Source organism: Streptomyces sp. NPDC046308 (genome assembly GCF_055588065.1).
In genome coordinates this window covers 1,306,843-1,331,570 of sequence record NZ_JBVJFB010000002.1, presented here as the reverse complement: position 1 = coordinate 1,331,570, position 24,728 = coordinate 1,306,843, and the positions used below count along the sequence as shown (strand labels likewise).

Below are 24,728 nucleotides of genomic sequence, written 5' to 3'. Positions count from 1 at the left end.
CGGCGGGGTCACTCGTCGACGAGGCTGGTGCTGTCGGAGAACTGGGCCAACCGGAACACCACGAACTCGGCGGGCTTGACCGGCGACACGCCGATCTCGCAGACCACGCGGCCCTGGTCGATCGACTCCTGCGGGTTGTTGTCGCGGTCGCACTTGACGTAGAACGCCTCGGCGGCCGTGCGGCCGAACAGGGCGCCGCGGCGCCACTCCTCGGTGAGGAACGCGGTGACGTTGCGCCGGATGCTGGACCAGAGCCGGTCGTCGTTGGGCTCGAAGACCACCCACTGGGTACCCAGGAGGATCGACTCCTCCAGGTAGTTGAAGAGGCGGCGCACGTTCAGGTAGCGCCAGGCCGGGTCGGAGGAGAGGGTGCGGGCGCCCCAGATGCGGATGCCACGGCCGGGGAAGGCCCGTACGCAGTTCACGCCGATCGGGTTGAGCAGGTCCTGCTCGCCCTTGCTGAGGCGCAGTTCCAGGTCCACCGCGCCGCGGATCACCTCGTTGGCGGGGGCCTTGTGGACACCGCGCTCGGCGTCGCTGCGCGCCCACACACCGGCGACGTGGCCGCTCGGCGGGACGGCCGTGTTGCGTCCGGCGGCCGGGTCGAAGACCTTCACCCACGGGTAGTAGAGGGTGGCGTAGCGGGAGTCGTAGCCCGCCTCGTCGTTGCGCCAGGTGCGCACCTGCTGGGCGGAGAGCCTCGGCGGGGTGTCCAGGACGGCCACGCGGTCGCCCATCTGCTCGCAGTGCGAGATCACCGCGAGCTGTACGGTGCGCACGCCCTCCGAGTCGATGTCCCCGCGCTGGTAGGCGCTCATCAGGTCCGGGACCGCGACCATGGTGATCTCGTCGATGGTCTCCAGGCCGGCGAACCCGGTACGGGCGGCGGAGTCGCCGACGTACTCGGCGGGGTCGAGACGGGCCACGCCGCCGCCGGCCGGGGCGGGCGACGCGGCGGGGGCGTCGGGCACGGCGACGGTCTGCGCGGCGGGCCGGGTCTGGGCCGCGCCCCGCTGCTCGGTGACCTCGATCAGCTTCGAGGCGCGGGCCTGGGTGACGAGGTAGCCCTTGACGTTCTTGCGGGCGGACACCTCGTAGGTCTCGGCCACCTGCTCGCCCTGGCGGACCAGGACCTTGAAGCGGTCCTCGGGCGGGTTCTCGCCGTCCGAGTCGGCGATCTCCACGGACACGCCGGTGACGCCCGGCCGGGCCGTGAGGACGAAGCCGCCGAGCTCGACCGGCTGCGCGGCGAGGGGCTGGGGGACGGAGCCCGCGGCGGCCGGTGCGGAGGTGTCCTGGGCCTGTCCGCCGATGCGGACGACGTAGGCGGCGCCGCCGCCGTTGGCGAAGTAGCCGTAGACGGCGTGGGGCAGGTAGGTGCCCTCGGAGAAACCGCCGAACCGCTGGGAGTACTGGTCCCAGCTGGTGACCAGGGTCGGCTCGTGGAACGGGCCGCTCTGGGCGAATCCCACGAACGCGGCGACGGCGGTGCCGACCCCTTCGATCGGGCGAGCACCGGACTGCACCTCCTCCACGTACACGCCCGGGGTGAGGTACGTCGGCATGCTCGCTCCTTGGGTCACGGCTGTGCGATCAGGTCTGATCAGGTCTGTCCACAGTCTTTCCGGAGGGCGCCGTCGCGGGCAGAGACGTTCGGCCCTGGGCGGGGGCAAGCGCGCTGCCCTCCTGGTCGCCCCCGCAGGGCCGGCCAGGCAGCGCGCTCACACCTCCGTGAGCTGCCCCAGGTACGGACCGAACTCGCTCTCCAGGACGAGCCGGCCGAGCTTGCGGTACTCCTGGGCGACCGCCGTCACGACCTGGCCCATGGTCAGCGGTTCGCCCGACGCGGCCGCGAAGTAGGCGGCCGTCACGGCGCACGCCCGGATCGAACCTCCGGCCAGCTCGAAGCGGTCGGCGCAGAAGGCGAGGTCGACGTCGCCGGCCCGGGGCAGCCGCTCGCCCAGGCACCGCTCCCACAGGGCCAGGCGCTGGGTGGCGTCGGGCACCGGGAAGTCGGCGACCACGTCGAGGCGGCGGGTGAACGCCTCGTCGAGGTTGGCCCGCAGGTTGGTGGTCAGGATGGCGATGCCGTCGAAGGACTCCATCCGCTGGAGCAGGTACGCCGACTCCATGTTGGCGTGCTTGTCGTGGGCGTCCTTCACCTCGGAGCGCTTGCCGAAGATCGCGTCGGCCTCGTCGAACAGCAGGACCGCGTTGACGGCCGACGCCTCGGTGAAGATCCGCTCCAGGTTCTTCTCGGTCTCGCCGACGTACTTGTCCACAACGGTGGACAGGTCCACCACGTACAGGTCCATGCCGAGGTCGGCCGCCACCACCTCGGCGGACATGGTCTTGCCGGTGCCGGAGGACCCGGCGAACAGTGCGATCACGCCGCGGCCGCGCCCGCCGCCGGGCCGCATGCCCCACTGGCCGAGGACCTGGTCGCGGTGGCGGGCGCGCACCGCGAGGTCCCGCAGCCGGCGGTGGGTGGGGGCGGGCAGCACCAGGTCGTCCCAGCCCACCGCGGGCTCCACCCGGCGGGCGAGGCGGGCGAGTCCCGCACCGTTCTGGGCCCGTACGGCGGCGCGCAGGTCGTCGGGGGAGAGCGGGCGGTCCTCCAGTGCGGCGGTGCGCACCGCGGTGTCGGCGGCGCGCCGCAGCTGGCCGGCGTCGAGGCGGTGCGCGGCCACGGACCGGGCGAGCGCTTCGGTGTCCCCGGCCGCGCCGTGCTCTCCGGCGGCCCGCTCCAGCGCGTGCCGCCAGCGGGTGGCGTGCCGGTCGGGCGTGGGGGCCGTCACCGTGAGGGTGACCGGGGTGGCGGCCGCCCAGGCGGGTTCCCAGCCGCTGGTTCCGTAGGTGAACAGGGGGATGCCGCGCAGCACGGTGCACAGGGTGCGCAGCACGCGGGTCCGCTCGTCGGGCTGGTCGGGCAGTTCCTCCAGCGGCCCGAGCAGGACGCCGGCGCCCGTCAGACGGGCCTCGCGGGCGACGGCCCGGGCGAGTTCGGGCAGGGCGCGGGCGTGGGGGGCCAGGGCCGCCGCGTCCAGGGCGAGGGGCGTGGTCCCGCACGCGTGCAGGGCGGCGACCGCGAGGCCCGCGGGGTCGCCGCCGCGGGCCCGCAGGTGGACGTGGCGGGTGCCGCTGCGGGCCGCGGCGACGGCCCGGGCCAGCTCGGCCGGTTCGACGGCGGGGTCGTCGGTGGCCGCGGCGAGCACGTCGGCCAGCCGCGGGTCGGGCGAGGTGTCGCCGAGCAGGTGGGCGGTGACCCGGTCCGGGACGGCCAGCACCCGGGACAGGGGCGGCCGTTCGGGTTCGGTGACCTCCAGCAGACCGCCCGCCACGAGGGGGGCGGTGGGGGAGAGCCGGAACCGCGCGGCGGCCACGCCGGTGCGGCCGCACAGTTCGAGGGCGAGGCCGACGGTGGGCCGGCGGCGCGTCAGGTCGTCGTTGAGGTAGCCGTAGAGCCGTTCGAAGCGGGCGTCGAGGTCGGGCGCCAGGGCCACGAGGAGCAGGTCCACGTCGAGCGGTTCCAGCGCGAAGCGCGTGGCGAGGACGTCGAGCGGCGAGCCGGGCGGGGGTGCGTCCGGGGCGAGCGCGGGCAGGCCGGGGCCGTGCGGTCCGTCCAGGACGCGGGCGGCGGCCTCGGGCGTGAGGTACTGGCCCCGGTAGGGGTCGTCGGGGTCGGGATCGACGGCACGGCGGAGCTCCACGGCCCGGCGTACCCGCTCCTCGACGAGCCGGAGGCGGGTCCACAGGTGGGGGGTGGTGTCGGCCGGGGCCGCGGGCGGGGTCTCCGGCCGGACGGTGTGCGTCACGGCTGCCGTTCCCCCCGCCGGCGGCGCGCGGGTGCGTTCGGCCGGGGCCGGGAGCCGCCGAAGCCCTCCGGTACCGGCACGTTCAGCCCGACGTAGCGCAGCCGGCGCCGGCTCTCGGCCCCGTCCGCCTCGCCCCCGTCCGGCTGCGACCTGTCCGTGTCGGATCCGTCGGCCGCGGACGCGTTCGCCGCGGACCCGTCCGGATCGACCTGCGGTACGGAGTTCACGACGAGCCCCTCGGTGACCGGCGGGGCCGTGATCGTGCTGATGCCGGCCAGCGGCGCCTTCACGCGCAGCCCGAGGGACGGCTTGAGGTCGCCGCCCAGCGCCGACCACACGTCGGAGGCGGCCGGTGCGTCCATGCCGGTGCCGCCCGCGTCCACGTCCACGATCAGGCCGAGTTCGGCGAGCGTGCCGGTGAGCAGGCGCGGGGGCAGCGTGTCGGTGTTCACGAGGCAGGAGAGCACCTGGGAGAGCAGCCGGTGCTCGTCCTGCGGCCTGCTCGCCCACGCGGTGACCAGGTACGTCAGCTCGAACCAGCGCGGCGGGGTGCGGCGCGCGACGACGAAACCGTCCGCGTCGTACACCTCGCCGGCGCCGCTGCCGCGCCGGGTGTGGTCCTCGCGGATGTCGTACAGGAACACGCAGACCGTGGGCGCGCTGCGGCGCGCCGCCCAGTCGCTCGTCGGGGCGTCGAAGACCACCTCGACGCCCGACGCCTCCAGTCCGGACTCCGCCAGCAGCCGGCGCAGCCCCTCGTCGACTTCGTGGATCATCGGCGGGTCACCTCGTCGGGCGGCTGCACCGAGCCGCCGACCACGAGGAAGTCGGTCTGCACCGGCGAGAAGCCGGGACCGCTCGCGGTGATGGTCCGGGGGCCCGTCTGGTCCTTGGCCAGGATCAGCAGCTGCCCGATGAACGTGCCGTCGCGCTGCGGGAACGTCGGTGCCGCGGCCGCGGTGATGCCCGGCTTCCACGCGAACCGCACCGGCACGCCGGGCGGGAAGTCCTCGCCGCGCACGGAGGTGACGAAGCCGGGCTTGCCGATCGGCGGCACGGCGACGATGCGCGGCTGGAGGATGCGCAACTGCTGGCGGGCGGTGTTGTCGCGGGGGTCGGCGTCGGTGCCCGTCGTCGTGAGGTTGCCGGTCACCTGGGCGGTGAGCGCCTTGTCGGGGTTGAGGACGACCCGCAGGACGGTCCGGGCGCCCGGGGCCAGGTCCGGCAGGGCGCACTCCCCGGACGCGTCGCAGCCCGGCGGCATCCCCGCGCTCGGTACCCCCTGCGGGAGGCCTATGCGCAGCCGCAGGCCCGTGGCCAGGGCATTGCGGCCGTTGCGGACGGCGTACGTGACGACGACGCGGCCGCCGACGTAGCCGGGGTTCGGCTGCGCGGTGATGCTCAGCCCGGGGCCGGCCGGGGGCGCGGGGGGCTCAGGCTGCGGCGCGGGCGTCGTCGGCGGGGCGGTGGTCGGCGGTGCCGGGGTCGGAGTCGGCGGGGTGGGGGTCGGTTTCGGCGGTACGGGTGCCTCGCGGACCGGCACCACGGTCCGGCCGGAGTTGTCGCTGGGGCGGGGGTCGATCACGGTGCCGGTGACGGACCAGTCCACCGGCTGGTCGCCGGGGGTGACGCCGGTGAGGGTGACGCTCACCGGGACGGTGGCGCCGGGGCGGACCACGCCCAGGGTGCAGGTCAGCGCGGCCGCGTCACAGGTGGCGCCGGGTGCGGTGAGCGCGGTGACGCCCACTCCGAGGGGCGGCGAGACGGTCAGCCGGGTTCCGGGTGAGGCCGCGGGGCCCTGGTTGACGACGTCCACGCGGACGGTGGCGGAGCCGCCGACGGTGAGCGGCGCGGCCTTCTCGGGTGCCCGTACCGCGAGGTCGACGGACTGCTGCACGCCGGGTTCCTTCTGGCGGCCCGGCAGGCCGGTGACGAGCAGGTTGTGGTCGCCGGAGGCCACGTCGACCAGCTTCAGCTTCTCCGGGCTGTTGGGGGCACGCGAGCCGCGGGCGCTGAGCACCAGGCTCTTGCCGTCGGCGGTCCACGCGGCGTCGCGGGGCTGGAACGGTCCCTTGGCGGTGGGCTCGGGCAGTTCCCGGCCGCAGGCCCCGGGCACGTCGCGGGCGGCGTCGGGCAGCAGGACCCGGCAGGCGCCGCCGGTCGCGGAGGCGAGCAGGATGCCGCTGCGCTCGTCGACGCGGCCGCCGCCGTTCTTGCGGTTGAAGGCGATGGTCGCGCCGTCCGGGGAGAACGCCGGGCTGTCGTCGATGACTTCGCAGCCGGCGGGGCACAGGGTGGCGCTCAGGTCGCGCTGGCGGTCCAGGTGGTCCACGGGCACGGTCCAGACGTGCTTGTTGCCGCCGTTGCCGTTGATCACGAGGTTGCGGGTGAAGGCCAGGGTCGTGCCGTCGGAGGACCACGTGGGCTGGGCGTCGCCCAGCCGGGCCTGGCCGGCGGGCGGGGTGATCTCGCCGCGGATCGCGCCGGTGGCGGCGTCCGCGATCAGGATGCGCGCGACGCCCGTCTCACCGCCGACCCCGCCGGGCGAGGTCCGGGTGAAGGCCAGGAGCTTGCCGTCGGGGGAGAACGTCGGGTCGGTGTCCCAGTCCCGGGGGCCGCGGCCGGCGAGCGGCAGGGCCGACGGGTTGGTTCCGTCGGCGTCCGCCATCCAGATCCGCTGGATCCGGGCTTCGGGCTTGCCCTCGAAGCGGGTCAGCACGATCCTGCGCCCGTCGGGCGTGTAGTTCTGCCGCTCGGTCCACGGGTCGGAGCCGGGGGCGGGCTGGAACAGCGGATCCTTGGCCGGGTCGGTGTTGGTGTCGGCCGCCGGGTCCTCCTTGAGGATCTCCAGGCCGAGGTCGCGGGGGTCGGAGCCGTCCATCCGGGCGTCCTGCAGGGTCACCGTGTGCGGTCCGGCCGCCGAGGTCCGCTCGACCACGACGCTGCCGCCGGTCAGCGGGCCGAGCCAGGTGGCCGAACCGACCTCGCGGTCCTCGCTGAGCACCAGCTGGGGCGTGTCCGCCGAGTGCGCGGGCACCCGGAAGACGTGGTCCCAGTCGCCCTTGCAGTCACAGGTGCGGTCCGGGCTGAGGAAGAGCACCCCGTCCCCGTCGGGCAGCCACGCTGCCCCGCGAGTACGCCAGTTGGCCTGGGCGCCGGCCAGCAGCGGACCGTCGCCGCGCCCGTCGGTCCAGCGCAGGCGGGGTCCGGTCGAGTCGGCGGTGGTCGGGGTGGCGGTGTAGGCGATCAGGTCCCGGTTCGCCTTGTCGTCCACCGGGTTCCACACGGGCTCGGTGGCCGTGCCGTTGGCCGGGTCGGTGACGCGGGTGGCGGAGCCGCCGCGCAGGGGACGTACGTAGACCTGCCGGCCGACGGCCTTGTCGCCGTCGGAGGAGTAGGCGAGGCGTCCGCCCTCCGGCGAGACCGTGGGGTGCTCCTCGTTGGCGGGGGAGTCGGTCAGCCGGGTGAGGCCGGTGCCGTCGGTGCGCACCGACCACAGGTCGCGCTGGGTGCCGCCGCCGGCGGGGGCGGGCTGGGCCGAGTCGAAGACGACCGAGCGGCCGTCCGGGGTCAGCCGGGGGTTCGCCGCGTCCAGGCCGCTGGTCAGGCGCCGCACCGAACCGTCCGCGGCCCGCAGGTAGACCTGCGGGGTCTTCTCGTCGCGGCGGCTCGCGAAGACCACCTGGTCGCCCAGCGCTGCGGGCTGGGTGTCCAGGTGGGCCGGACCCTCACCGAACAGCGGTGTGCTGGACGCGTCGTTCGCCACCCGGCCGAGGCTCCGGTGGCGCGTACCGGCGAACACGACCCGGCCGTCCCCGGCGTCGGCTGCCAGGGGGCGCGCCTCGGCGTCGCCCGGGCCGGTGGCCGCCGTCACCGCGAGCAAGGGCACCAGCAGCAGCAACGGCGCGCCGGCCCTCCCCCAGCGGCGTCGACGACTGCCGGAGCCACCCGTGCCCATCACGGTCCACCTCACAGTCGGGTACAGCATTCACGTATGACCTCGCCATCCTTCGGCCGCGCACGTGCCGGCGGCAGGGCCGCGCGGCCGCACCCGGGGGAAGCGCCCGGTGCGCTTTCGGGCAGCGGGGGGTGCGGTCCGCCCGGGCCGGCGGCCCGCCGACGCCCGGCCGTGGGGTCAGATCAGCCCGTTGCGCAGGGCGTAGCCGACCGCGTGCGTGCGGTTGCGCAGGTGCAGCCGCGTGATGATCTCGTGCAGCACGTTCTTGACGGTCCGTTCGGAGTACGAGGTCTTGCGCGCGATCTCCGAGGTGTCCAGGCCCTCCGACACCAGGCGCAGCATGTCGGCCTCGCGCGAGGTCAGCGTGGACAGGGACACGGCGTGCGGGTCGAGCGTCGAACGCTGCAGGCTGCCCACGTGGTCGAGGAGCTTCGCGAGGAGGTCGCCCGGGAGCACGCCCTCGCCGTTGGCTATGGCCAGGACCAGGCGCAGGAGCCGGTCCTGGTCGGCCTCGCTGCGCCGCAGCACCGCGGTGACCCCGCATTCGATGGCGCGCTGCAGGGCGTCCCCGGATTCGAACGTGCCGACCACGAGCCCGGTACGGGTGCCGGAGTTGTGCCGCAGCCGGTACAGCAGGGCGGCCGTCTCGTCGTCCACGCTGTCCACGGCGACGAGGGACACCTGTGCGTCGTCGGCGTCGGCGAGGTCGACGAGTTCGATCTCGGGCCGCTGGCGCAGCTGGTGGACGACCCCGACGTGCAGGACCGGGTCCGGCGCATACACGGCCACGGTGACCCGTTCGCCGGCGCCGGATGAGGAGACGGGTCGGTTGTTCTCAGGCTGAGGCATGTGTCGTACCTGTTCCGTGATGCGTACGTGGGGTTACGGATGGATGGGGAGGTTCAACGACTGGGTCGATGAGGGGAGTTGGTGAGCGTCCGCGGGGGCATCGGGGCTGCCCGGGGCGTTGCCCTCGCGTCCGTGGAAGTGGCCGTGGCGGCGCCGTAGCGTCGTGGTGTGATATCCCCAGCAGCCTCTTCCAGCCCTGGCGCGCCCGGCCTCGACATCCCGCCGGTATCCGTGACGCCGGGCGGTACCGCATCCACGAGCCTGACCGTCCGCAACGACAGCGACATCGTCGAGGCGTACCGCCTGGAGGTCGTCGGCGACTGCGCTGCCTGGGCCACGGTGGAGCCCGAGCGCGTCTCCCTCTACCCCGGCACCTCGGAAACGGTGACGATCCGGCTGGCTCCGCCCCGGTCGCCGCAGGTGCGGGCGGGGGACGTGCCGCTCGCCGTGCGCGTGCTGCCCACCGAGCACCCCGACGCCGTGCGGGTGCCCGAAACCACCGTGCATGTGGAGGAGTTTCGGCAGGTCAGGGCTGAGAGCGCTCCCAAACGGCGCCGCGGCTGGCTGCGCGGACGCTATCGACTGGCCGTGCGCAACGAGGGCAACTGCCCCGTGGAGCTGGGCTTCACGCCCGCCCAGCCGGGCGAGGAGCTGAAGTTCGCCTTCGCCCCCGCGACGCAGAAGCTGGAGCCGGGGGAGTCGGCCGAGGTGGGGCTGCGGGTCCGCACCGGCAAGCCGGTGTGGTTCGGGGCCCCGGTGACCTGGCCGTTCACGGTGGACGTGGCCGAGGTCGAGGTCCGCGACGCCGGCGGCGCCGGTGGCGGTGGCGGTGTCGGTGGGCGTGAGGAGGGCGTGGAGCGGCCCGAGTCGGAGCGCGTCCGGGTGCCGCTGGACGCCGAGTTCGTCCAGATCCCGGTCTTCCCGAGGTGGCTGCTCGCGGTACTGGCCGCGCTGCTCGCCCTGTTGCTCGCCTGGTTCCTGCTGGTACGCCCGGCCGTGCGCAGTACGGCGAAGGAGGCCGCCGAGGCGGTCCAGAAGAAGCCGGCGCCCAGCGCGGACCTGAACGGGCAGACCCCGGTGACCGGTGACGGCAAGCAGCCGGCCGGCGGGGGCAAGGGCACCCAGCCCGGCGCGGGCGGAGCCGGTACGGGAACCGGCACCGGCACCGGATCGGGTGGCGGCGGGGGCGGTACGGGAGGCGGAGGCCAGCAGAGCTCGGCCACCATCGACCTGCAGACCGGCGCCGGACAGTCCAAGACCGGCACCTACACGGTGCCCGCGGGCAAGGCCTTCGGCATCACGGACATCGTCGTCGCGAACTTCCAGGGCGACGAAGGGGTGGTGACCATCGACTTCGGCGACCGCAAGATCACGACGATCGCGCTGGAGACGTTCCGCAACCAGGACTACCACTGGGTCACCCCCATCAGCATCACCGAGAGCCAGACTGTGACCGTGCAGGTGACCTGTGCGAAGCCGGGCACCCCGGCCACCGGCCGTCAGGCGCAGGAGTGTCACGAGGTGCTCAACGTGAGCGGTGTGCTGAGCGACCTCAGGTGACCCGAGCGGCACGGACATAGTCGGTCAGGTTGCACGCCGGGGCAAAGGTGCCCAGTGCCCCGGCGTCCGGAAACCGCTACTCCTGGGTAGCGATCAGGCGTTCCCCGTACGACTGTGCGCTTTCGTTTCGACAGCGCTGGGAACGGTTAACCCCGGTACGCACGGCGTCAGTTGACGGGCTGCCGAAGATGGCCTGATTTACACTCTCTCTTTTGCTCCGGTCAGTGCGTGGTCAGTGCGTGAGGACTCCGACCTGCTGACCGGACCCGAGGACCACCGCGGCCGCTCCACGGTCGACCGCGAAAGGTCCTTTTTTCGTGCCGGCAGCGTGAATCCGGGGGAGAAGTCGCCCTCGCGGATGTTCGGCTACCGGACATCGGGGAGCCAGTTCCGGCCACCTCGGCTCCGGCGATCTCCTTGGTCATCCCGGCTTCGTACACGGCTTCGGCCTCCCGCTCGAAGCGGTCGCCGGGGTTGCCGGGGTCGCTGACCCGCAGCCCTGCCCCGTGTCCGTTCCCGAGACGTCCCTGCCGGAGGTGTGCGCCCGGCCCCGGTCTCGGCTGCGGAGCGCTGCGCCAGGGGACCGGAGTGACCCGTACGTCGGAGAAGTCGGCGCCGAGCCGGCTCTCCATCTCCTCGCGCAGCGGCGCGTCGAGGGGCCGGCCGGGAGAGCGGAGCGCCTCGTGCGCGGTCGCCGGCCGGCCCGCCGCGTCCTCCTGCCCGGCTCCGGCGCCCGCCGCGAGCGGGGATACGCAGGGGGCGTGCCCCTCGGGAGGTGTGGCGGGACGCACACCTGCCCACCCGGGGCGATCCGCCGGGCGGGATGCCCCTTCGGGCACACCCGGGGGAAGCCCCCGCCGCTGCGGGGCCGCACCGCCGGATCGAGCAGCTGCGTGCCTGGCATATTGCACAGAAACCTGCACCCGGATTGTGGCGGTCATACGGATAGGGAGCCGCTCTCCTTCCGGTGCGGATGACCGTGCACGACACACCGCGAAGGCCGGTCCAGCAGCGCTCGGCCGTGGCAATCTGCTCGCCGTTGCAAGGTTTTGGAGCGGAGGAGAAAGCGTCCCGTGGGTGTCACTGTCAATCCCACCGTCAGCAGGCGCCGACTGGGATCGGAGCTGCGCCGGCTCCGTGAGATCAGCGGTATGACGTCGCAGCAGGTGGCTGAGACCCTGCTGATTTCCCAGCCCAAGATCAGTCAGTTGGAGAACGGCCGTCGCCTCATCAAGCCGCGCGATGTGCGCGATCTCTGCGGGCTGTACGGAGTCCGGGACCAGCGGCGTGTCGACCAATTGATGGAGCTGGCCAGGGAATCGGGCCGGCAGGGCTGGTGGAACGCCTATGACGACATCCCGTACGGCGCCTACATCGGCCTGGAGGCCGAGGCCGCCGCGATCCGTGTCTACGAACCCTTGGTGATTCCCGGTCTCTTGCAGACCCGCGCCTACGCCCGGGCGGTCATCGCAGGATCGATCCCGCACGCCACTGCCGAACAGGCCGCCGCCCGCCTCCAGGTGCGGATGCGGCGCCAGAACCGGCTGCGCGAGCCGGGCAAGCCGCTGCGCTTATGGATCGTGCTGGACGAATCGGCGTTGCGGCGCGTCGTGGGCAGCCGCGAGGTCATGCTCGAGCAGTTGCACCATGTGGCCGGCATCAGCGTCCAGCCGCACGTCACCCTTCAGGTGCTCCCCCACGATGAGGGTGCGCACCCGGGTGTCTCGGGGCAGTTCTCGCTGCTCGAGTTCACCGATGCCGTCGATGCGACCGTGGTGTACCTGGAGAGGTTCACCAGCGACCTCTATCTGGAGAAACGATCCGACGTGCGGCGCTACGGCGACATGTACGCGCACTTGCAGGCCCGGGCGCTGAGCCCGGACAGTAGCCGGAGCTTCATCGAGGAAGTCATCGCGGCGTACGCGGGCACGGAGTTCCGGCCGGACGCCCGCTGAGCCCCCGGACGGGCGTCCAGGGGCTCAGTCGGCGAACGGCGGACCGGATGGGGAACGGTCACGCCTGCTACGGGTTAGTCCTGTCGGGTCGTCGCACCTCGGCGGGTCCGCTTCATGGCGAAGAAGGCCGAGCCTCCGAGGAAGGCCAGCGCGACTGCGGTGGCGGCCGCGATACCCGACTCGCTGCTTGAGCCGGTCGTGGCGAGGTTCTGCGACGCTACCTTCGGCTGCCGGTCGGTGGCGGCGCTCACAGGGGCGAAGTTGACGCTCTTGGCGGTGTGGCCGGGGCGGAACTGCCCCAGAGCGTCGTCGAGGCCGCCGGGCAGGAAGTCGGCCCACGGGGGCTTGCCCTGGTCGTGGCCGGGCTTGCCGTGGTCGTCGGGGCCGTCGTGCCCGTGGCCGGGCGGCCTGCCGTGGTCGTCGTCGTGACCGTGCTCGCCCTCGTTGCCCTCGTCGTCATGGCCGTGGCCGTGGTCGTGGTCGTGGTCGCCCGAGTCACCCTTCTCGCCCTTGTCACCGCGAGGCCCCTTGGGGCCGGCGGGGCCGGCGGGTCCTGCCGGTCCTGCGGGTCCGGCGGGGCCGGCGGGTCCTACGGGTCCGGCAGGTCCCGCGGGTCCTACGGGTCCTACGGGTCCGGCAGAACCGGTGGGTCCGGCGGGGCCGGGGGCACCGGTCGGGCCGGGGGCGCCCGTCGGGCCGGGGGCACCGGTCGGGCCGGGGGCGCCGGGGCTGCCGGAGGGGCCGGGGGCACCCGTCGGGCCAGGGGCGCCCGTCGGGCCGGGGGCACCGGTCGGGCCGGGGGCACCGGGGCTGCCGGAGGGGCCGGGGGCACCCGTCGGGCCAGGGGGGCCGGTGGGGCCGGGAGAGCCGGTGGGGCCGGGCTCACCCGTCGGTCCGGGAGGGCCGGTCGGGCCGGTCGGGCCGGGCGAGCCCGTCGGTCCGGGAGGTCCGGGCGGCCCAACGGCGCAGGCCGCCCTCGTGATGGTGTTGGTGTCCAGCGTAACCGCGCCATTACGCGCCAGGGCGCGGCCTTCGAGCACGGCGCCGGTGTTCAGCGTGATGGACGTCAGGGCCAGGATGTTGCCCTTGAACTGGGTGTTCACGTCGAGCGTGGCAGAGCTGCCCACTTGCCAGAACACGTTGCAGGCATTTGCTCCGTTGATCAGGGCTACGACGCTGTTCGGAGCCGTGATCAGGGTCGAGGGGATCTGGAAGATGAAGACGGCGTCGGGGTTGTTCTGGCCGTCGAGAGTGACCGTGCCGGTGAGGTTCAGGGTCGACGAGGCCGTGTAGACGCCGGGCGCCAGCGTCAGTCCGCCGATATCGGCTGGAGTGGCGGTGCCGGGGCCCCGGCTTGCCGCGTCGTTGTAGGCGATGACGAGGTCGGACTTCGCCTGAGCGGCGGCGGCGTCGGTGATGTGCTGCGTACCGTTGACGATGCCGGGCGGGAAGCCGGTCACCGATGTGCCCGGGTGGAGCCCCAGATCACCGTTGATGACCGTGGGGCCCGTGTTGGTGACGGTCGAACCAGCCAGGACCGCGTAGTTGGTGGCGGTCCCCAGGTTCACGGGGGCCTCCAAGGCGTGCGCGAGGTTCGGCGTCAGGGCTGCCGCCGCCAGAAGCGCCGCGGGGAGCAGGACGAGCACTCCCCGTTTGAACAGACTGCGTCGAGGCTTTTTGTCGGGTGGACCCGACCGGATGACATCCAATGCCACAGCAGGACCTTTCTTGTTGCTTCGGGTCTCAGGCCTCCCGGAGGAGGATCCCGAGCGCCCGCGACGATGACGGCTCAGGGCCGCGAGCCCCCCTGCCCGCGCCGGCGTGCAGGCTTCCCCTGAGCGGGGACCGAGAGCGACTGCCTGCCCGAGGTAGTGATACGTCGTCACGCGGGAGTAGTCACGCATATTTCACAGCAATAGACCGCAAATCAGTAAAAATGGTCTATGTGAGGGACGTGATGCGGGAACCGCTGGTGCAGGGCAGCACGAAAGACGGGCGGCCCGCGCAGGGGCCGCCCGTCTTCGGCGAAGTTTCAGGTCAGGTCGGGTCGGGTCAGGGCCAGACCAGGCAGTACGGCTGGTGGCCCGCCTCGTGCAGGCGGTGGGAGAAGTCCTGCCACTCGTGGAGCAGCTGGTAGACGTTGAAGGCGTCGCTCGGGCCGCCGCGGTCCGGGACCGTGGACCAGATGAAGGCCGCCGCGCCCACGGACTCCTCGCCGATGCCGCGCAGCGGGTCGACCACCGTCATGGGGAGCTTGACCACCGCGTAGTCGGGGTGGAGGACGACCAGCTCCAGCGGCGGGACCTTGTGGAGGGGTATGCCCTCGATGCCGGTCAGGACCATCGCGGCCACCGTCTCCGGCTTGATCTTGGTGAAGAGGCCGCCCATGCCGAGCTCGTCGCCGCCCAGCTCCTCGGGCCGCATCGTGACCGGCACGCGGGCGGCCGTGGCGCCGTCGGGGGCGCCGAAGTACTTGTACGTCACTCCCATGCCACGACCCCTGGGCAGGTCCTCCGCCGGCGTCGTGGGTCCCGGGACGGCGTCGGCCGCCTCGGTGGCACGCCGGCGGTGCTTGCCCCGGCGGCGGGCCTCGCGGGCTTCGCGGGCGCGCTGGGGATCGAGGCCGTCCGTACCCTCGCCCGGTCCACCACCGCGTTGCATATCTCCACCCGACTGGTCTTGCTTGCCCCGGCCCCGCGGCCCCCGCCACGCAGCCTGATCATCATGGCAGTGACCTCCCCCGCGGCGACGCGGTGAAACGCCCGTCCGCAAGTCTGTCCCGGCCCTCTGAGACCATGGCTGGTGTGAGCTACCCGTACCCGTATGAAGCCCCAGTTTCGCAGACGCTCTTCGAGCGCGCCTCCCTCGTGACCCCCGGCGGCGTGAACTCTCCCGTGCGCGCCTTCCGCGCCGTGGGCGGTACGCCCCGGTTCATGGTGTCCGGGACCGGTCCGTACCTCACCGATGCCGACGGTCGCGAGTACGTCGACCTCGTGTGCTCGTGGGGACCGATGATCCTCGGCCATTCCCACCCCGAGGTGATCGCGGCCGTCCAGGCGGCCGTGGCCCGCGGGACCTCCTTCGGCACGCCCGGCGAGGGCGAGGTGGCGCTCGCCGAGGAGATCGTGGCGCGCATCGAGCCCGTCGAGCAGGTGCGGCTCGTCTCCTCGGGGACGGAGGCCACGATGTCGGCGATCCGGCTGGCGCGCGGTTTCACCGGCCGTGCCAAGGTCGTCAAGTTCGCCGGCTGCTACCACGGCCATGTGGACGCGCTGCTGGCCGCGGCCGGTTCCGGCCTCGCGACCTTCGCGCTGCCGGACACCCCCGGTGTGACGGGCGCGCAGGCCGGCGACACGATCGTGCTCCCCTACAACGACCTCGAAGCGGTCCGGGCGGCCTTCGCCGCGCACCCCGGCGAGATCGCCTGCGTGATCACCGAGGCCGCGCCCGGCAACATGGGCGTCGTGACCCCGGCCGAGGGCTTCAACCAGGGGCTCGCCGACCTCTGCCGCGAGAACGGCGCCCTGTACATCTCCGACGAGGTCATGACCGGCTTCCGTACCTCGCGCGCCGGCTGGTACGGCGTCGACGGGGTCAAGCCCGACCTGATGACCTTCGGCAAGGTCATGGGCGGCGGCTTCCCGGCCGCGGCCTTCGGCGGCCGCGCCGACGTCATGGGCCACCTCGCGCCCGCCGGCCCGGTCTACCAGGCCGGCACCCTCTCCGGTAACCCGATCGCCACCGCCGCCGGCCTCGCGCAGCTGCGCCTGCTCGACGCGGCCGCGTACGAGAAGGTCGACGCGGTCTCGAAGGAGATCCAGGGCCTGGTCAGCGGGGCGCTGGCCAAGGAGGGCGTGGCGCACCGGCTGCAGACCGCGTCGAACATGTTCTCCGTCTTCTTCACCGAGGACGAGGTGCGCAACTACGACGACGCCAAGAAGCAGGAGAGCTTCCGCTTCAACGGCTTCTTCCACTCGATGCTGGCGCAGGGCGTCTACCTGCCGCCGTCCGCCTTCGAGTCCTGGTTCGTGTCCACCGCCCACGACGAGCGGGCGATCGAGCGCATCGCGGCGGCGCTGCCCGCCGCCGCCCGAGCGGCCGCGGAGGCCACCGCATGAGCAGCAGCGAGATCACCGTCGTGCACCTGGTGCGCCACGGAGAGGTGCACAACCCGGACGGGGTCCTGTACGGGCGCCGCGAGGGGTACCACCTGTCCGAGCTGGGCCGGCAGATGGCCGACCGGGTCGCCGAGCACCTCAAGGGCCGGGACATCGCCTACGTGGTGTCCTCCCCCTTGGAGCGGGCGCAGGAGACGGCCGAGCCGATCGCCAAGGCCCACGGCCTGGGCCTGGCGACCGACGCCCGGCTGCTGGAGGCGGAGAACGTCTTCGAGGGCAAGACCTTCGGCGTCGGCGACGGCGCGCTGCGCAAGCCCGGCAACTGGAAGCACCTGACGAACCCGTTCAAGCCCTCCTGGGGCGAGCCGTACGTCGACCAGGTGGTCCGGATGATGAGCGCGCTGGAGGCGGCGCGCGACGCGGCCCGCGGTCACGAGGCGGTGGCGGTCAGCCACCAGCTGCCGATCTGGATCGTGCGCAGCTTCGCGGAGAAGCGCCGGCTGTGGCACGACCCGCGCCGCCGCCAGTGCACCCTCGCCTCGCTGACGTCCTTCACGTTCCAGGGGGACAAGCTGGTGTCGGTGGGCTACAGCGAGCCGGCCCGGGACCTGGTCCCGGCGCACCTGCTCGCCGGGGCGAAGCCGGTGAAGGGCGCGTCCAAGGCGTTCGGAGCCTGACGGATCGTTACGCCGTTCCGGACGTAGCCCTTCCTTGATCGACGCTCTGTTACGAACCGTTACAGCTTTACCTAAATAAATACAAGTTGCGCCGGGAATCACCCCTCCAGTGTCGCAAGTCGCTTCGAATTGTCCGTTTATATGGATTTCGATGTGGGCTTGCGAGGGACGACGGGGAGGGTGGCGTGCGCGACTTCAGTCGAAGGGGAGTGCTCGGGCTCGGCCTTGGGGCCGCCGCCGCGGTGGGGATCGCGGGCTGCGGCGCGCCCGGCAAGGCCGGGCCCGGCACCCCCGGGCCGGTCAAGAACCCCAAGCCCGGTGGGAAGCCGGCGGCGAAGCTCATCGGTGACGGCTCCACGGCCGACACCGGCCCCCAGCCGAACCAGCCCGACCGGCCCGTGCCGCTGCAGCCGGGCGAGACCCCGCCCCAGTTCGTCGTCTTCAGCTGGGACGGCGCGGGTGAGATCGGCAACGGCCTCTTCCCCCGCTTCCTCAAGCTGGCCAAGGACCACGGCGCGGGCATGACCTTCTTCCTCTCCGGCATCTACCTGCTGCCCGAGGCGAAGCGGAGCCTCTACCAGCCGCCGAACAACCCGGTCGGGGCCTCGGACATCGGCTACCTCAAGGACGAGAACGTCCGCTCCACCCTCAAGTACGTCCGCGAGGCGTGGCTCGACGGGCACGAGATCGGGACGCACTTCAACGGCCACTTCTGCGGCGGCCCCGGCTCCGTCGACCGGTGGACCCCGGAGGACTGGCAGAGCGAGATCGACCAGGCCGTGTCCTTCGTCACCAACTGGCGCACCCACACCGGTTTCGCCGACCTCGACCCCCTGCCCTTCGACTACCGCAAGGAGCTGGCCGGCGCCCGCACCCCCTGCCTCCTGGGCCGGGACAACCTGCTGCCGACCGCCCAGCGGTTGGGGTGGCGCTACGACTCCAGCTCGCCCGGCGGCCTCCAGGTCTGGCCGGTGCGCCGGTCCGGCGTCTGGGACCTGCCCCTGCAGTCCCTGCCCTTCCCCGGGCATTCCTTCGAGGTGCTGTCGATGGACTACAACATCCTCGCCAACCAGTCGAAGAACACCACGAGGGGCGTGCCCGCCAACTACCCGGCCTGGCGCACCCAGGCCACGGCCACCTATCTCGGCGGCTTCCGGCGGGCCTACGAGACCAACCGCGCGCCGCTCTTCATCGGCAACCACTTCGAGGAGTGGAACGGCGGCATCTACATGGATGCCGTCGAGGAGGCCCTCAAGGGCATGGCGGACAAAAGGGACGTACGGCTCGTGTCCTTCCGGCAGTTCACCGACTGGCTGGACGTCCAGGACCCGACCCTGCTGGCCAGGCTCCGCGGTCTCGGCCCGGGCCAGTCGCCGGCCGGCGGCTGGAACGCGTACCTGACCGCGGCCTGACCAGGACCCGGCCCGCCCGGCCGCGGCCTGACCAGGACCCGGCCCCGCCCGGCCGCGGCCCGACCTGCGGCCCGACCTGCGGCCCGACCTGCGGCCCGACCCTGGCCGGTCTCCGCCCGTCCATTGCCTGACCAGCGCATTGACATCCCCGCGGGGGGCGCGGTAGATCCGCGAATTGCTCATGCGAAACTTTTCACATGAGCCTTAGCCGCGCCCGTGCCCGCCGAAGTCGCCGCCGCTCGACCGGCGGCCGTGCCACCCTGCTGACCGCGGTGGCCGTAGCGGGCGTCATGACCCTGACGTCCTGCGGCGGCTCGGGCGGCGGCAAGGCGGCCTCCACCGGTGGCAACTACGTCACGGGCGCGACCGGAATCACCACCGCCGCCAAGGGGGAGCGCGACGACGCCCCCAAGCTCGACGGCGAGACCGTCGACGGCAAGACCCTCGACACCACCACCCTCAAGGGCAAGGTCGTCGTCCTCAACATCTGGGGCTCCTGGTGTCCGCCGTGCCGCGCCGAGGCCCCCGACTTCGCGAAGGTCTCCAAGGAGCTGGCCGACGCCGGCAAGGACGTCGCCTTCGTCGGCATCAACACCCGCGACACCAGCCCGCAGAACGCGATCTCCTTCGAGGAGACCTTCGGGATCACCTACCCGAGCCTCTACGACCCCGCCGGGAAGCTGATGCTCCGCTTCCCCAAGGGCACGCTCAACCCGAACGCGATCCCCTCCACGATCGTCCTCGACCGGGAGGGCAAGATCGCCGCCCGCACCCTGGCCCCGCTGGGCGAGGAGAGACTGCGCTCGATGATCGACCCGATCCTCGCGGAGCAGTGACCTCGTGGTCGAGTACGTGCTGGCCGCCGAGGCGACCGGGGTGAACACCACCGTCCTGAACGGGGCGCTGCTGCTGGCGCTGCCCATCTCGGTCCTCGCCGGGCTGGTCTCCTTCTTCTCGCCCTGCGTCCTGCCGCTGGTCCCCGGCTACCTCTCCTACGTGACCGGCGTCAGCGGCGCCGACCTCGCCGAGGCGCGGCGCGGCCGGATGCTGGCGGGCGCGGCCCTGTTCATCGCCGGTTTCACCGTGGTCTTCGTCTCCACGGGGGCGCTCTTCGGCTACTTCGGGGAGACCCTCCGGGAGAACAACGAGATCATCTCCCGGGTCCTGGGCGGCCTGGTGATCGTTCTCGGCCTGTTCTTCATGGGCGCGATCCCGGGGCTGACGATGCGGGAGTTCCGCTTCCACCGGAAGCCGACGGCAGGCCTGATCGGCGCCCCGCTGCTCGGCGTGCTCTTCGGCGTCGGCTGGACCCCCTGCATGGGCCCGACCCTCGCGGCCGTCACCACGCTCTCCCTCGACCAGGCGAGCGCCGGCCGGGGCGCGCTGCTGACCGTCGCCTACTGCCTCGGGCTCGGCGTGCCGTTCATCCTCACCGCGATCGCCTTCCGCAAGGCGCTCGGGGCGTTCGGCTGGGTGAAGAAGCACTACGCGTGGGTGATGCGCATCGGCGGAGGCATGCTGATCCTGACCGGTCTGCTGCTCGTCACAGGAATGTGGGCCAGCATCGTCAGCGACATGCAGAGCTGGACCCAAACCTTCACGGTGGGGATCTGAGGACTACACGGACATGAGTACGACTGACAAGGCACCCACCGGGGCGTCGCCCGAGTCCGCCGCGGCGGACACCACCGACGCCACCGACGCCACCGACGCCACCGACGCCACCGACTCCGCCGCCACGGACGCCGCGGACGCCGTGGCCGGAGCCCAGCTCTCCACCGCCCCGCTGGACGACGGTCCGAGCGGACCGGCCGTCGGCATCGGCGTGATCGGCTGGGCCCGCTGGTTCTGGCGGCAGCTCACCTCCATGCGGGTGGCGCTGATCCTGCTCTTCCTGCTCTCCCTGGGCGCCATCCCCGGCTCCCTCATCCCGCAGCGCAACGTCGACGAGATGAAGGTCGCCGACTGGAAGCGGACCCACGCCTCCTGGGTGACCGTCGCCGAGAAGCTCCAGCTCTTCGACGTCTACAGCTCGGTGTGGTTCTCCGCGATCTACCTGCTGCTGTTCATCTCGCTGGTCGGCTGCATCCTGCCGCGCTCCTGGCAGTTCGTCGGCCAGCTCCGCGGCCGGCCGCCGGCCGCCCCCAAGCGGCTCGACCGGCTCCCCGCCCACACCACCTGGCGCACCGGCAAGACCCCGGACGAGGTCCTCTCGTACGCCACGGCGGTGCTCCGCGGGCGCCGCTTCCGCACCGAGGCCGGCAAGGGGCACGTCGCGGCGGAGAAGGGCTACCTCCGCGAGGCCGGCAACCTGGTCTTCCACGTCGCGCTGATCGTGATGCTGGTGGCCTTCGCCTGGGGCCAGTACTTCAAGTCCGAGGGCGGCAAGCTGGTCCTGCGCGGCACCGGCTTCTCGAACACCCTCACCCAGTACGACGACTTCAAGGCCGGCACCCTCTTCCACCCCGACGACCTGCCGCCGTTCAGCTTCACGCTGGACCGGTTCGACGCGACGTACGAGATGAGCGGCCCGCAGAAGGGCACCCCGCGCGACTTCAAGGCGTACGTCACCTTCAGCGAAGGGGCCGACGGCAAGCCGGAGAAGCGCGAGATCCAGGTCAACAAGCCGCTCCAGGTCGACGGCTCCAAGGTCTACCTGCTGGGCCACGGCTACGCGCCGATCCTCTCGGTGACCGACCCCACCGGCAAGGTGATCTACAAGGACGCCGTGCCGATGCTCCCGCAGGACTCCAACCTCACCTCCACCGGAGCCGTCAAGGTCACCGACGGCTACAAGGACAAGGACGGCAAGGCGGAGCAGCTCGGCTTCAACGCCGTCTTCGTGCCGAGCTACGCCGGCGAGGGCATGGGCACGATGTTCTCGCAGTTCCCGGCCCTGCTCCAGCCGCGGCTCATGCTCAACGCCTGGCACGGCAGCCTCGGCGTGGACTCGGGCCTGCCGCAGAACGTGTACGTGCTCAAGACGGACAAGATGCAGTCCTTCAAGGACGAGTCCGGCGCTCCGTTCAAGCAGAAGCTCAAGGTCGGCGACACGATGACCCTGCCCAACGGCGCGGGCACCGTGAAGTTCGAGGGCATCGAGCGGTGGGCCACCTTCTCCGTCACCCACCAGCCCGGCAGCGGCCTCGCCCTCGCCGGCGCCATCGCCGCCATCGCGGGCCTGGCCGGTTCCCTGTTCATCCAGCGCCGCCGGATCTGGGTCCGCGCGGTGGCCGGCCCGGACGGCGTGACCGTCGTCGAGATGGCGGGCCTGGGCCGCAGCGAGTCCGCCCGGCTCCCGCAGGAGCTGGCGGCCCTGGCCGCCGCGCTGCACCAGCAGGCGCCGACCGCGCCCGCCGCACTTGCCGAACCACGTGTCGAAGAAACCCCTGAAGGAGAGCGCGGATGACGCCGCTCGCAGCCGCAGCCAATGAGAACCTGGCTCAGATCAGCAACTACCTGATCTATTCGTCGATGGCGGTCTACACGCTCGCCTTCTTCGCGCACATCGCCGAGTGGACCTTCGGCAGCCGCAGCAAGGTGGCCCGTACGGCCGCCGCGCTGACCGGGTCCGCGCAGGACCGGGCAGCCGCCGCGCCCGCCGTGCAGGTCCGGGGCAAGGGGGGCGGCACCGCCGTCCTCGACCAGCCGAAGGTCGTCACCCGTTCGGCCGCGGGCACCCGCGACGTGCCGGACGGCCCCGGCGCCGGCGGCGGCACCGTCCAGGGCGACCTCTACGGGCGGATCGCGATCTCGCTGACCGCGCTCGCCTTCCTCATCGAGGCGGGCGGCGTCCTCGCCCGCGCGATGTCGGTGCAGCGGGCCCCGTGGGGCAACATGTACGAGTTCTCGATCACCTTCTCCACGGTGGCCGTCGGCACGTACCTGGCGCTGCTCGCACTCAAAAAGAACGTCCGCTGGCTCGGCCTGATCCTGGTCACCAGCGTGCTGCTGGACCTCGGCATCGCCGTCAAGATCCTCTACACCGACAGCGACCAGCTGGTCCCGGCCCTGCACTCGTACTGGCTGTGGATCCACGTCTCCACCGCCATCTTCTGCGGCGCGGTCTTCTACATCGGCGCGGCCGGCGCGGTCCTCTACCTCTTCCGCGACGCCTACGAGGGCCGGATCGCGAACGGCAAGGCCGCGGGGAAGTTCTACGCGTCGGTCATGGAGCGGCTGCCCTCCGCGGCCTCGCTCGACAAGTTCTCGTACCGGATCAACGCGGCCGTCTTCCCGCTGTGGACCTTCACGATCATCGCGGGCGCGATCTGGGCCGGCGACGCCTGGGGCCGCTACTGGAACTGGGACCCCAAGGAGGTCTGGTCCTTCGTGACCTGGGTGGCGTACGCCTGCTACCTGCACGCCCGCGCCACCGCCGGCTGGAAGGGCCGCAAGGCCGCGTACCTGGCGCTCTTCGCCTTCGCCTGCTGGATCTGGAACTACTACGGCGTGAACATGTTCCTCAACGGCCTGCACTCCTACTCGGGCGTCTGACCGGCCGGAGTGGGACGCTGGTGGCATGTCTCTCGTGAGCCACGCCACCAGCGAGCGCCGCGGCGAAGACCGCTGGCTGCTCCGCTTCGAGCTGCACCTGCCGTACTCCTACGCGGCGCTCTGGCCCGCCCTGACCACACCGGAGGGGCTGCGCGGCTGGCTGGCCGCGGCGGACGTCCTGGAGCGCAGGCTCGGCGGGGCGGTCACGCTGCGCTGGCTGAACACCGGGACCGTGGCCACCGGGCGGGTCACCGCCTGGGACGTGGAGCGGGTCGTGGAGTACACGGTCACCGAGCACGGGCGGATCCGCTTCCACCTGGAGGCGGTCGGCACCGATTCGACGGTGATCCGGTTCGTGAACGAGCGGGGCGGGCCGCAGGACGAGCGCCTCGACTGCCTGGCCGGCTGGCACGAGCACTTCGAGCTGCTGGAGTCCGCCCTGTCCGGGCGGCCGGCGAACTGGGCCGCCTGGACGGACGCCCGCTGGTCGCAGCTGCGCGAGGCCTACGCCTCCTTCACCAGGGCCTGAGCCGCCGGGGCCTGAGCCGCCGGGGCCTGAGCCGGCAGGGCCTGAGCCGATCGGGCCGCCCTCACCACACCGGGCGCAGGGGTGGCAGTCCGTCGTCCCCGTGGAGTGCGCGCACGAGGTGCCCGAGCTCCCGGCGCAGGACCGCGAGGTCGGCGCTGCCGGCCAGCTCGGCCTCCAGCCCGTGCAGGATCCGGCCCGCGACGGCGAGGTGGGTGTGGGCCGCCGCCGTCAGCACGACCAGCTTGCGGCGGCCGCCCCCGGGATGCGGCTCGCGCCGGACGTAGCCGCGCTTCTCCAGGTCGTCGACGATCTGCCCGGCGGCCTGCTTGGTGACCCCCAGCCGTTCGGCGAGCTCGGTGGCGGTGGCGCCGGGACCCTTCAGGGCCTGGAAGGCCATGCCGTGCAGGGGGCGCAGGTCCGGGTATCCGGCCTCGGCCACGCGCCGGGTGAACTCTCCCAGCATCAGCTGGAAGCCCAGGCCGAGCAGGATGGTCAGCTCGACGCCCTCGTTCTCTTCTCTCGTCACGCAAATATGGTGACACGGCTGAGTCAAGCTGCTTTACTCGATGTGTCGAGTAAAGCAGCTTGACTCAGTCGTACCCGAGAAGACGAGGACCGCCTTGCACGTCATCACCGTTTCGCCCGAGCACGTCACCGCCACCCCGAACGCCACCATGACCGGCCGCGCCGCCCCCAGCCGCGGCAGCTCCGAGCTCAGCACCTGGCACGTCGACATGGCCGCCGGCAGCACCGGACCCGAGCACCGCGTCGATCGCGAGCAGGTCTGGCTGCTCACCGCCGGCTCCCTGGAGGTCACCTGCGACGGCCGCACCGAGAAGGTCGCCGCCGGCCAGACCCTGGTCCTTCCGCCCGACGTACCGCGCCGGATCCACGCCCCCGAGCACTTCGAGGCGTACGTGGCCATGCGCGCCGACGGCGTGGTCAGCGTCCCGGGCACCGAGGGCACCCGCGTCCTGCCCTGGGCGCAGTGACCGGGAGGCCGGGGCCGGCCGGGGCCCCGTCCTAGTCCTGGTCCCGGCCGTTGTCCTTCTTGTTCTTCTTGTCCTTGTTCTCCTGCTCGTCGCGCAGGGACTTCAGGAACTCCGGATTGTCGTCCGGCGCGACCCACTGGGTCCGGCCGCGGCCTCCGCGGCCGCCACCTCCGACCGCCGAGCGCTTCTTGCCCGCGAACAGCCACACCACCGGCCCGACGATCGAGAAGAGCAGGATGATGATCACCCAGACCACCTTGGGGAGGTGCTTGACCTCCTCCTCGGGCGTGTTCAGGCAGTCGATGAAGGCGTAGATGGTCAGCGCGAGGATCAGCAGGAACGGCAGATAGCGCAGCACGGTGTGGA

At 72.4% G+C, this 24,728-nt stretch carries 20 protein-coding genes; 11 read left to right on the top strand and 9 right to left on the bottom strand.

Annotated features, from left to right (window positions below; translation table 11 throughout):
- Positions 1-8: 8 nt before the first annotated feature.
- The 5 genes from ACZ6JT_RS13530 to ACZ6JT_RS13510 form a co-directional block, all read right to left on the bottom strand.
- Positions 9-1,565 carry a phage tail sheath family protein gene (locus tag ACZ6JT_RS13530; RefSeq protein ID WP_469209493.1) on the bottom strand — a complete coding sequence of 519 codons (1,557 nt, stop codon included), beginning with the start codon at positions 1,563-1,565 and terminating at the stop codon, positions 9-11.
- A gap of 156 nt (positions 1,566-1,721) precedes the next feature.
- The gene (locus ACZ6JT_RS13525; RefSeq protein WP_469209492.1) at positions 1,722-3,815 is read right to left on the bottom strand and encodes an ATP-binding protein; all 2,094 of its coding nucleotides are present in this window, start codon (positions 3,813-3,815) and stop codon (positions 1,722-1,724) included.
- Positions 3,812-4,591 carry a Pvc16 family protein gene (locus ACZ6JT_RS13520; protein ID WP_469209491.1) on the bottom strand — a complete coding sequence of 260 codons (780 nt, stop codon included), beginning with the start codon at positions 4,589-4,591 and terminating at the stop codon, positions 3,812-3,814. The genes ACZ6JT_RS13525 and ACZ6JT_RS13520 overlap by 4 nt, the downstream gene beginning before the upstream one ends.
- Positions 4,588-7,773, bottom strand: coding sequence for a hypothetical protein (locus tag ACZ6JT_RS13515; RefSeq protein WP_469209490.1), 3,186 nt, complete (start codon positions 7,771-7,773; stop codon positions 4,588-4,590). Before ACZ6JT_RS13515 ends, ACZ6JT_RS13520 begins: the two co-directional genes overlap by 4 nt.
- Before the next feature lie 177 nt (positions 7,774-7,950).
- Positions 7,951-8,622: a helix-turn-helix transcriptional regulator gene (locus ACZ6JT_RS13510; protein ID WP_376612999.1), complete on the bottom strand. Its 672-nt coding sequence runs from the start codon at positions 8,620-8,622 to the stop codon at positions 7,951-7,953.
- A 168-nt stretch (positions 8,623-8,790) separates the two neighbouring features.
- Here ACZ6JT_RS13510 and ACZ6JT_RS13505 point away from each other — a divergent pair, with 168 nt between their 5' ends.
- On the top strand, positions 8,791-10,182 hold the full coding sequence (locus tag ACZ6JT_RS13505; protein WP_469209489.1) for a COG1470 family protein: 1,392 nt from the start codon (positions 8,791-8,793) through the stop codon (positions 10,180-10,182).
- Positions 10,183-11,255: 1,073 nt separating this feature from the next.
- Entirely contained in the window at positions 11,256-12,137 is an 882-nt protein-coding gene (locus tag ACZ6JT_RS13500; protein ID WP_469209488.1) for a helix-turn-helix domain-containing protein, read from the top strand.
- Positions 12,138-12,211: 74 nt separating this feature from the next.
- Here the strand turns inward: ACZ6JT_RS13500 and ACZ6JT_RS13495 are convergent, their stop codons facing one another.
- Together ACZ6JT_RS13495 and ACZ6JT_RS13490 are read right to left on the bottom strand one after the other, a co-directional pair.
- A complete protein-coding gene (locus ACZ6JT_RS13495; protein ID WP_469209487.1) occupies positions 12,212-13,783 on the bottom strand; it encodes an ice-binding family protein in 1,572 nt (523 codons plus the stop codon).
- Between the two features lie 406 nt (positions 13,784-14,189).
- The gene (locus ACZ6JT_RS13490) at positions 14,190-14,798 is read right to left on the bottom strand and encodes a hypothetical protein (RefSeq protein ID WP_469209486.1); all 609 of its coding nucleotides are present in this window, start codon (positions 14,796-14,798) and stop codon (positions 14,190-14,192) included.
- Between the two features lie 134 nt (positions 14,799-14,932).
- Here ACZ6JT_RS13490 and hemL point away from each other — a divergent pair, with 134 nt between their 5' ends.
- The 8 genes from hemL to ACZ6JT_RS13450 all read left to right on the top strand — a co-directional run bounded on the left by hemL (position 14,933) and on the right by ACZ6JT_RS13450 (position 23,370).
- On the top strand, positions 14,933-16,255 hold the full coding sequence (hemL, locus tag ACZ6JT_RS13485; RefSeq protein ID WP_078892852.1) for a glutamate-1-semialdehyde 2,1-aminomutase: 1,323 nt from the start codon (positions 14,933-14,935) through the stop codon (positions 16,253-16,255).
- Positions 16,252-16,932: a histidine phosphatase family protein gene (locus ACZ6JT_RS13480; RefSeq protein ID WP_376612992.1), complete on the top strand. Its 681-nt coding sequence runs from the start codon at positions 16,252-16,254 to the stop codon at positions 16,930-16,932. The genes hemL and ACZ6JT_RS13480 overlap by 4 nt, the downstream gene beginning before the upstream one ends.
- Before the next feature lie 185 nt (positions 16,933-17,117).
- Positions 17,118-18,344, top strand: a complete 1,227-nt coding sequence (locus ACZ6JT_RS13475; protein ID WP_469209485.1) for a polysaccharide deacetylase family protein — start codon at positions 17,118-17,120, stop codon at positions 18,342-18,344.
- A gap of 197 nt (positions 18,345-18,541) precedes the next feature.
- Complete coding sequence (locus tag ACZ6JT_RS13470) at positions 18,542-19,180, top strand: TlpA family protein disulfide reductase (RefSeq protein WP_469209484.1); 639 nt, start codon at positions 18,542-18,544, stop codon at positions 19,178-19,180.
- 4 nt (positions 19,181-19,184) lie between these two features.
- Entirely contained in the window at positions 19,185-19,958 is a 774-nt protein-coding gene (locus ACZ6JT_RS13465) for a cytochrome c biogenesis CcdA family protein (protein WP_365480142.1), read from the top strand.
- A gap of 13 nt (positions 19,959-19,971) precedes the next feature.
- A complete protein-coding gene (gene resB, locus ACZ6JT_RS13460) occupies positions 19,972-21,753 on the top strand; it encodes a cytochrome c biogenesis protein ResB (protein WP_469209483.1) in 1,782 nt (593 codons plus the stop codon).
- Positions 21,750-22,841: a c-type cytochrome biogenesis protein CcsB gene (gene ccsB, locus ACZ6JT_RS13455; RefSeq protein WP_388475466.1), complete on the top strand. Its 1,092-nt coding sequence runs from the start codon at positions 21,750-21,752 to the stop codon at positions 22,839-22,841. Before resB ends, ccsB begins: the two co-directional genes overlap by 4 nt.
- A 25-nt stretch (positions 22,842-22,866) precedes the next feature.
- Positions 22,867-23,370, top strand: a complete 504-nt coding sequence (locus ACZ6JT_RS13450) for an SRPBCC domain-containing protein (RefSeq protein ID WP_469209482.1) — start codon at positions 22,867-22,869, stop codon at positions 23,368-23,370.
- 61 nt (positions 23,371-23,431) lie between these two features.
- Here the strand turns inward: ACZ6JT_RS13450 and ACZ6JT_RS13445 are convergent, their stop codons facing one another.
- The gene (locus ACZ6JT_RS13445) at positions 23,432-23,833 is read right to left on the bottom strand and encodes a MarR family winged helix-turn-helix transcriptional regulator (RefSeq protein WP_469209669.1); all 402 of its coding nucleotides are present in this window, start codon (positions 23,831-23,833) and stop codon (positions 23,432-23,434) included.
- A 157-nt stretch (positions 23,834-23,990) separates the two neighbouring features.
- Here ACZ6JT_RS13445 and ACZ6JT_RS13440 point away from each other — a divergent pair, with 157 nt between their 5' ends.
- Entirely contained in the window at positions 23,991-24,362 is a 372-nt protein-coding gene (locus ACZ6JT_RS13440) for a cupin domain-containing protein (RefSeq protein WP_469209481.1), read from the top strand.
- Positions 24,363-24,393: 31 nt separating this feature from the next.
- Here ACZ6JT_RS13440 and ACZ6JT_RS13435 read toward each other — a convergent pair whose 3' ends face one another.
- Positions 24,394-24,720 (bottom strand): PLD nuclease N-terminal domain-containing protein, encoded by a 327-nt coding sequence (locus ACZ6JT_RS13435; protein ID WP_469209480.1) that lies wholly within the window; start codon positions 24,718-24,720, stop codon positions 24,394-24,396.
- Positions 24,721-24,728: the final 8 nt, after the last annotated feature.